The following is a 7,696-nucleotide window of genomic DNA, read 5'->3' on the forward strand; positions in this document are numbered from 1 at the left end:
CCCGATCCGGACGCTCCGCCGAGGGTGCGAATCCCGTCCCCCTACGATCGGATGGTGCGCCCCACGGCCTATTTAAGCATCGGCCAAAGCGTCGCCGCCAGCAGTACGCCCATGGCGATGTTGAACCATTTCAGCCGCACCGGATCCGACAGGAAACCGCGCAACGCGGTGCCGAACCCAGCCCACACCGAGACGCTCGGCAAATTGACGATGGTGAAAGCCACGGCGATCAACACCACCGACAGGAACGGGTGCTCGGCATTGGCATAGACGGCCATGGCGGTGATCGCCATCACCCACGCCTTGGGATTGACCCACTGGAATGCGGCCGCCTCGATGAAGCGCATGGGCCGCGCATTCGTCTCGCCCTTGCCGGTCAGCGTGCGCGACATGGCGATCTTCCACGAAAGATAGAGCAGGTAGGCACCGCCTGCGATCTTCAATCCGGTGTGCAGCGCCGGAAACGCCGTCAACACAGCGCCGAGGCCAAGACCGACGGCAAGCAGCAGCACGAGGAAACCCATGCTGATGCCCAGCATGTGCGGAACGGTTCTGACGAGGCCGAAATTCACGCCCGATGCCAGAAGCATGAGATTGTTCGGCCCCGGCGTGATCGAGGTCACGAAGGCGTAGACAAGCAGAGCAAGGAATGCGTCGAGCGACATGGATATCCTCCCTGACAAGTCAGCATCTTGTCTCTTCCCGGCGACCCCGCAAAGGCCACGGATGGCCTCACAATGGAAGCTGGCTGGCGCGTTCGGCGCCAGCCCCGCCGAAGTCCTACATCGCCTGCGGGCCGCGGTTCAACGCCGCCACGCCGGTGCGGCAGATTTCAACCAGGCCGAGCGGTTTCATGATGGCGATGAACTGGTCGATCTTGGAGCCCTTGCCGGTGATCTCGAAGATGAAATGCTCGGTGTTGGCGTCGATGACGCTGGCGCGGAACGCATCGGCCAGCCGCAACGCCTCGACCCGGGCCTCGCCGGTGCCGGCGACTTTGACCAGCGCCAGTTCGCGCTCCAGCGGCCGCTCCTGGCCGGATTCATGCGAACGCACGGTCAGGTCGACGACGCGGTGAACCGGCACGATGCGCTCGAGCTGGTGCTTGATCTGCTCCAGCACATGCGGCGTGCCGCGCGTCACGATGGTGATGCGCGACAAATGCTTCTCATGCTCGGTCTCGGAGACGGTCAGGCTCTCGATGTTGTAGCCACGCCCGGAAAACAGGCCGATGACCCTGGCAAGCACGCCCGGCTCATTGTCGACCAGCACGGAAAGCGTGTGGTTTTCCGGCTTCTCCGTCTCCTTGGCGATGAAATAGGCGGAGCCGGTCGGTTGTAGCTGTGCGTTCATGACATGAATCTCGATTTCAAGCTCTTGAGCTAATTCTCTGTTTGCGCAGGGCTTTCTCGCGACAGCCCTGCCTTGGTTCTGCCGGCTACACCAGTTCCCTGCCCTTGGCGTCGATGGCGTTGGCCACCGCCTCGTCGGTCGCCTCGTCGGGCAAGAGCATCTCATTGTGCGCCTTGCCCGATGGGATCATCGGGAAGCAGTTGGCGAGCGTCGCCACGCGGCAGTCGAACAGCACCGGCTTCCTGACCGAGATCATCTCCTTGATCGCGTCGTCCAGTTCGTCCGGCTTCTCGCAGCGAATGCCGTGTCCGCCATAGGCCTCGGCCAGCTTGACGAAGTCGGGCATCGCCTCGGTGTAGGAATGCGACAGCCGGTTGCCGTGCAGCAACTGCTGCCACTGCCGCACCATGCCCATATACTGGTTGTTCAGGATGAAGATCTTGATCGGCGCGTCGTGCTGCACGGCAGCGCTCATCTCCTGCATCGTCATCTGCACGGAGGCGTCGCCGGCAATGTCGATGACCAGCGCGTCGGGATGCGCGATCTGCACGCCGAGCGCCGCCGGCAGGCCGTAGCCCATCGTGCCCAGCCCGCCTGACGTCATCCAGCGGTTCGGCTTCTCGAAATGATAGTGCTGCGCCGCCCACATCTGGTGCTGGCCGACCTCGGTGGTGATGTAGGTGTCCATACCCTTGGTCAGTTCGTAGAGCCGCTCGATGGCGTATTGCGGCATGATCACGTCGTTGTTCATCTTGTAGGCGAGCGAGTCGCGCGCACGCCATTTGGCGATCTGCTCCCACCAGGGGTAGAGCGCCTTCTTGTCGGCCTTGGCGCTCGCGCGCCACAGCCGCACCATATCCTCCAGCACCCGGCCGACATCGCCGATGATCGGCACCTCGGTGTGGACATTCTTATTGATCGACGATGGATCGATGTCGATGTGGATCTTCTTCGAATTCGGCGAGAACGCGGTCAACCGGCCGGTGATGCGGTCGTCGAAACGGGCGCCGATGCAGATCATCACGTCGCAATCATGCATGGCCATGTTGGCTTCATAGGTGCCGTGCATGCCGAGCATGCCCATCCAGTTCTTGCCCGATGCCGGATAGGCACCGAGGCCCATCAGCGTCGAGGTAATCGGGAAACCGGTAAGATCGACCAGTTCGCGCAGCAGATGGCTCGCTTCCGGGCCGGAATTGATGACGCCGCCGCCGCTATAGATGATCGGCTTCTTGGCGCTGGCCATCAGCTCGACCGCCGCCTTGACCTTTTCCAGGTCGCCCTGGACCTTAGGCTGGTAGCTGGTGCGCGGCGCTATCTGCGGCGGGACGTAGAATCCCCTGGCGAACTGCACGTCCTTCGGAATATCGACGACGACCGGACCCGGACGGCCGGTGGTCGCGACATGGAAAGCCTCGTGGATGGTGGCGGCGAGTTCGTTGACGTCCTTCACCAGCCAATTGTGCTTGGTGCAGGGGCGGGTGATGCCGACCGTATCGCATTCCTGAAAAGCGTCGGAGCCGATCAGCGAGGTCGGCACCTGCCCCGTCAGGCAGACCAGCGGGATCGAATCCATCAGCGCGTCCTGCAGCGGCGTCACCGCATTGGTGGCGCCGGGGCCGGAGGTCACCAGCATGACGCCGGCCTTGCCGGTCGAACGCGCATAGCCTTCGGCCGCATGGCCGGCGCCCTGCTCGTGGCGCACCAGTATGTGCTCGACATCGTCCTGCTGGAAGATCTCGTCATAGATCGGAAGGACAGCGCCGCCGGGATAGCCGAAGACATGCTTGACGCCATTGTCCTTCAGCGCCTGCACCACCATTTCGGCACCTGTCATCTCGCGCCGCTCGTTCTGTCCGTTGCTCATCGGTCTGGTCCCGTACTGTCGCCATTTGGCGTTTGCTGGTCGTTTAGTCGTGTTTCAGGCAATAAAAAAGGCCCCCGAGGGAGCCTGTGTCTTGCGCATGGGGGGTTTTCGCCCGGCGGTTACACCGCCTTGCCCACGCGCTTTCCTACGAGAATGAGTGCCGTTTTCATGGTGGCGGACACTAAGGGCGGGAAAGGCGGCCTGTCAACGGGAAAAATCGCGCCGGCGCGCGCAGCGTGCCGACGCGACTGCGGTGTCAGCCCGGCGCCTTGCAGCGGGAAACGCGTGGATCGCATTTGGACGCCTTCCTGGCCTGCATCTTCGCTGGCGGATGGTGGGGTGCCACCCTTGCCGGGGCATGGTGCTGGGGCATGCGCATTGCCAACGCTTGCTGATGCGGCTTTTGTTGCCCGGCTCCGCGTGCAAGACGCTGCCCCGAAACCGGCCTGGACGAAACCGGCTTGGGCGACCCCCGGTTGAGCGACGATTTGACAACGATGCGTCCGTCGCCTGTGGTCCTGTCGGCATGCAGCTTGAGCGCATCGGCCTTCGCGCCGTTGCCGGCGACCATCCGCTTGCTCACCGGCTTCACGACCACCGGATTGCTGGCAGTCACCGCGCCAAGGGAATTGGCCTTGTCGCCGGTCGCAGTCTTGGGACCCGCCAGGATTTGCCCGTTCCCCTTTGTATTGCCGGCAAGCCTCTTGATCTCGGCGCCCCTGGAAACATCGAGCCGTGCACTGGCAAACACGCCTTTGCGAGGCGGAACCAGTTTTGCCGCCTTGATCGATTCGATGACGGGCTTCGGGAGTTGCTGCAGCCGGGGTCCGGCATTGATTGCAACGACCTGATTGCCAAGTCGCACGCGCGGTGCATTGTTGACCACGACCGTCTGGTTGATGATCGTCGTGTTGCGCATGATGACGACGTTCTCCTGCACCGGCCGCACCACCCTGACCAGATCGACCGCGCCGATCGCCGCCACAGGCACGAAACACCACCAGGCGTCGTCGAAGGCGACACCGACGTCGGGCGGCGCTGGAGCCCAGCCGACATCATTGCCGCCCTGACGCCACACCACCCAGGCTGGCGCCCATTGATCGCCGGCGATCCACACCCAGCCGAAATCGGGATCATACGCCCAGCGGCCATAGTGATAGACGACATCGCCGAATGGCTCGGTGGACTGCCAGTACCAGCCATCGTCGGTCCAGACCCACCTGCCTTCGGTGTACGGCCGCCATTCGGTACGGACCGAGGGAACCCAGACATCGCCGAATCGGGCCGAGGTTCGCCATCCGCCATAATTCGAAAGCCTTTCGCGGACGGTGACGGCAATTTCCGCCGCATGCGCCTGCGTTCCGGGCAGCACCAGCGGGCCGGTCAGGGTCGCGCTCAAGGCCATGACCGCGGCCATTGCTGCTGCGCGTCCACGCCGGCCAAGGGAGCGACATGAAGACGCTTGGATAAAAGGTATGATGATCATAACGGGCTCCAGAGTTCCGCATCCAGAAAATCCCGGGAACCGCCCTGTTGCCCGCCACCGCTTCCCGGCTTCTCACCGATCGGTTGTCATCGGCCCCGGTGACCGCATTGCGGCATTTGACCATCAATTTTGCGCGACCGGCGCGGCATTCACAAATGGAACGTTCGTTTCCGGCGCCGGAGCGATTCCGAAACCGCCTGGCGATCTCATTTCTAGGATAGACCATTGAAATCGCTGGAAACTATGGTGGGGCGTGACGAGGGCCGCCATCTCTGACGATACTTGATCGTCCGGCGGCAAGCCCGGCGGAGCCACCACCATGACGATCTGGATTTCACGGGAGGAAACCTGATGCTCGACAAGCCCTCTAGCAAGAACACGGCCCCTAGCAAGAAACTGTCTGACCTGCTCGATCAATTCGGCGCCGCGCTGGCCGCCAATGACATCGAGAAGGCGGTCGATTGCTTTCAAGAGGATTGCTACTGGCGCGACCTCGTTACCTTCACCTGGAACATCAAGACCATGGAAGGCCGCGACCAGGTCCGCGACATGCTGAAAAGCCAATTGTCGAACACCAGGCCGTCGCACTTCGCCATCGCCAAGGGCGAGGACGCGACCGAGAGCGGCGAACTGATCGAGGGCTGGATCAGCTTCGAGACGGAGGTGGCACGCGGCTTCGGCCATGTCAGGCTGAAGAACGGCAAGATCTGGACGCTGCTGACCACCATGGCCGAACTGAAAGGCCACGAGGAGCCGGCAGGCTTTGCGCGGCCGATGGGCGCCAGGCACGGCTCGGGCAAGAACCGTCCGACATGGAAGGAAGAACGCGAGAGGGAAGCCGCCGAGCTCGGCTTCAAGACCCAGCCCTATACGGTCATCATCGGCGGCGGCCAGGGCGGCATCGCGCTCGGCGCGCGGCTGCGGCAGCTTGGCGTGCCGACGATCATCATCGAGAAAAACGAGCGGGCCGGCGACAGCTGGCGCAAGCGCTACAAGTCGCTCTGCCTGCATGACCCGGTCTGGTACGACCATCTGCCCTACATCGATTTCCCCAAGAACTGGCCGGTCTTCTCGCCCAAGGACAAGATCGGCGACTGGCTGGAAATGTACACCAAGGTGATGGAGCTGAATTACTGGTCCTCGACCGAGGCCAAAAGCGCCTCCTATGACGACAAGACCAAGGAATGGACGGTTGTCGTCCACCGCGACGGCAGGGACATTACGCTGAAGCCCAAGCAGCTGGTGCTGGCGACCGGACAGTCCGGCAAGGCCAATCTGCCGAAATTCAAGGGCATGGAAACCTTCAAGGGTGACCAGCACCACTCGTCGAAGCATCCGGGTCCCGACGCCTATGCCGGCAAAAAGGCCGTTGTCATCGGATCCAACAATTCCGCCCATGACATCGCTGCCGCACTTTGGGAAGCTGGTGCCGACGTGACCATGGTGCAGCGCTCGAGTACCCATATCTCCAGGTCCGACACGTTGATGGAAATCGGACTGGGTTCGCTCTATTCGGAGCAGGCGCTGCAGAATGGCATCACCACCGCCAAGGCCGATCTCATCTTCGCTTCGCTGCCTTACAAGATCCTGCACGAGTTCCAGATCCCGGCCTATGCCGAGATGAAGAAACGCGATGCGGCGTTCTACAAGGGATTGGAAAAGGCGGGTTTCATGCTCGACTGGGGCGACGACGAGTCCGGCCTGTTCATGAAGTACCTCAGGCGCGGCTCTGGCTATTACATCGATGTTGGCGCCTCGCAGCTGGTTATCGATGGTTCGATCAAGCTGAAGAGCGGCGTCGACGTCGAAGAGATCAAGCAGCACTCTGTTCTGCTCGGCGACGGGTCGGAACTGCCTGCGGACCTCATCGTCTATGCCACGGGCTACGGCTCGATGAACGGCTGGGCCGCCGATCTGATATCCCGCGAAACCGCCGACAAGGTCGGCAAATGCTGGGGCCTCGGCTCGAACACCACCAAGGATCCCGGCCCCTGGGAAGGCGAGTTGCGCAACATGTGGAAGCCGACGCAACAGGAGGCGCTGTGGTTCCACGGCGGCAATCTGCACCAGTCACGACACTATTCGCAGTTCCTGGCGCTGCAGTTGAAAGCCAGGCAGGCCGGCTTGGCGACGCCGGTCTACGGGCTGCAGCAGGTGCACCACAAGGGATAGGCGAGCGCCATTCCTGCGGAGAAAAAACGGAAGGAGGCATGGCTTGCACCCTGCCTCCTTCCTTCGAGGGAATTACGCCGGCTTACCCGCGGCGAACTGCGTCACCACCCGCTGCAGCAGCGGCACGTAATCGCGAAACGCCCGTGTCTTCATGTTGGCGATCTTGCCGCTCTCGTCCCAGATGCGGACCCGGACCGCTTCCTCGTGGAACGGGTTCTTGCGGAACTCGGCCACTTCATCGGCGCTCATCGGCCCGCCCTGCAGCGACAGCGTATGCACTGAGGCCTGCGAAAGCCTGCCGAAATAGGTCGGGTCGGTGGCGCAGAGATAGCGCTTGGCCGCGACATGCAGCCTCACGCATTCGACGATGACCGGCGGAAAGAACGGCGCCAGCACCTCGCCGCCGGCTTCGTCATGATGCTTGTCCTCGACATCCTCGGGCGAATAGGTGCCGAACTCGCTGGTGTAATGGCCGATGTCGTGCAGCAGCGCCGCCGCCACCAGTTCGTCGGGCGCACCGTCCTTTTCGGCGAACCAGGCGCCCTGCAGCATGTGCTCAGACATGGTGACTGGTTCGCCGAGATAGGATTCGGCACCCCGGCGCTCGAAGATGTCGGCGATGAACTCGACGATGGTGTCCGCGTTCAAATCCTGGCCGCTCATTCCGCCGCCTCCTTGAACCCATGCTCGATTGCGGCCAGCGTCGACAGCAGACCGTCCTTGTCTGCGTAACAGCCCTGCAGCCAGCGCTTGCCGGTACCGGAAAACGCTTTGCGGGCATGCATGACGCGCGTGTTGTCGACGATGAACGCCTGCCC

Annotated in this window: 7 protein-coding genes; 1 reads left to right on the forward strand and 6 read right to left on the reverse strand. The window is 62.6% G+C overall.

All coding sequences use genetic code 11. From position 1 onward, the window contains the following. Positions 1-68: 68 nt before the first annotated feature. The 4 genes from EN749_RS06765 to EN749_RS06780 form a co-directional block, all read right to left on the reverse strand. On the reverse strand, positions 69-665 hold the full coding sequence (locus EN749_RS06765) for a LysE family translocator (RefSeq protein ID WP_128289201.1): 597 nt from the start codon (positions 663-665) through the stop codon (positions 69-71). Positions 666-780: 115 nt separating this feature from the next. Next, complete coding sequence (gene ilvN / locus EN749_RS06770) at positions 781-1,353, reverse strand: acetolactate synthase small subunit (protein ID WP_023757090.1); 573 nt, start codon at positions 1,351-1,353, stop codon at positions 781-783. An 85-nt stretch (positions 1,354-1,438) separates the two neighbouring features. Further along, positions 1,439-3,220, reverse strand: a complete 1,782-nt coding sequence (locus tag EN749_RS06775; RefSeq protein WP_127272402.1) for an acetolactate synthase 3 large subunit — start codon at positions 3,218-3,220, stop codon at positions 1,439-1,441. A 256-nt stretch (positions 3,221-3,476) separates the two neighbouring features. Continuing rightward, a complete protein-coding gene (locus EN749_RS06780; RefSeq protein ID WP_128289202.1) occupies positions 3,477-4,637 on the reverse strand; it encodes a DUF6600 domain-containing protein in 1,161 nt (386 codons plus the stop codon). A gap of 420 nt (positions 4,638-5,057) precedes the next feature. On the opposite strand from EN749_RS06780, the gene EN749_RS06785 reads away from it, so the two are divergent. Further along, positions 5,058-6,878: an NAD(P)/FAD-dependent oxidoreductase gene (locus EN749_RS06785; protein ID WP_127395421.1), complete on the forward strand. Its 1,821-nt coding sequence runs from the start codon at positions 5,058-5,060 to the stop codon at positions 6,876-6,878. Positions 6,879-6,950: 72 nt separating this feature from the next. Here the strand turns inward: EN749_RS06785 and EN749_RS06790 are convergent, their stop codons facing one another. Both EN749_RS06790 and EN749_RS06795 read right to left on the reverse strand, forming a co-directional pair. Then, entirely contained in the window at positions 6,951-7,541 is a 591-nt protein-coding gene (locus EN749_RS06790; protein WP_127395420.1) for an HD domain-containing protein, read from the reverse strand. Further along, complete coding sequence (locus tag EN749_RS06795) at positions 7,538-7,684, reverse strand: TauD/TfdA family dioxygenase (RefSeq protein ID WP_281061873.1); 147 nt, start codon at positions 7,682-7,684, stop codon at positions 7,538-7,540. The genes EN749_RS06790 and EN749_RS06795 overlap by 4 nt, the downstream gene beginning before the upstream one ends. Between the last annotated feature and the right edge of the window lie 12 nt (positions 7,685-7,696).

The sequence above is a fragment of the Mesorhizobium sp. M7A.F.Ca.ET.027.02.1.1 genome, assembly GCF_004022985.1.
GTDB lineage: Bacteria > Pseudomonadota > Alphaproteobacteria > Rhizobiales > Rhizobiaceae > Mesorhizobium.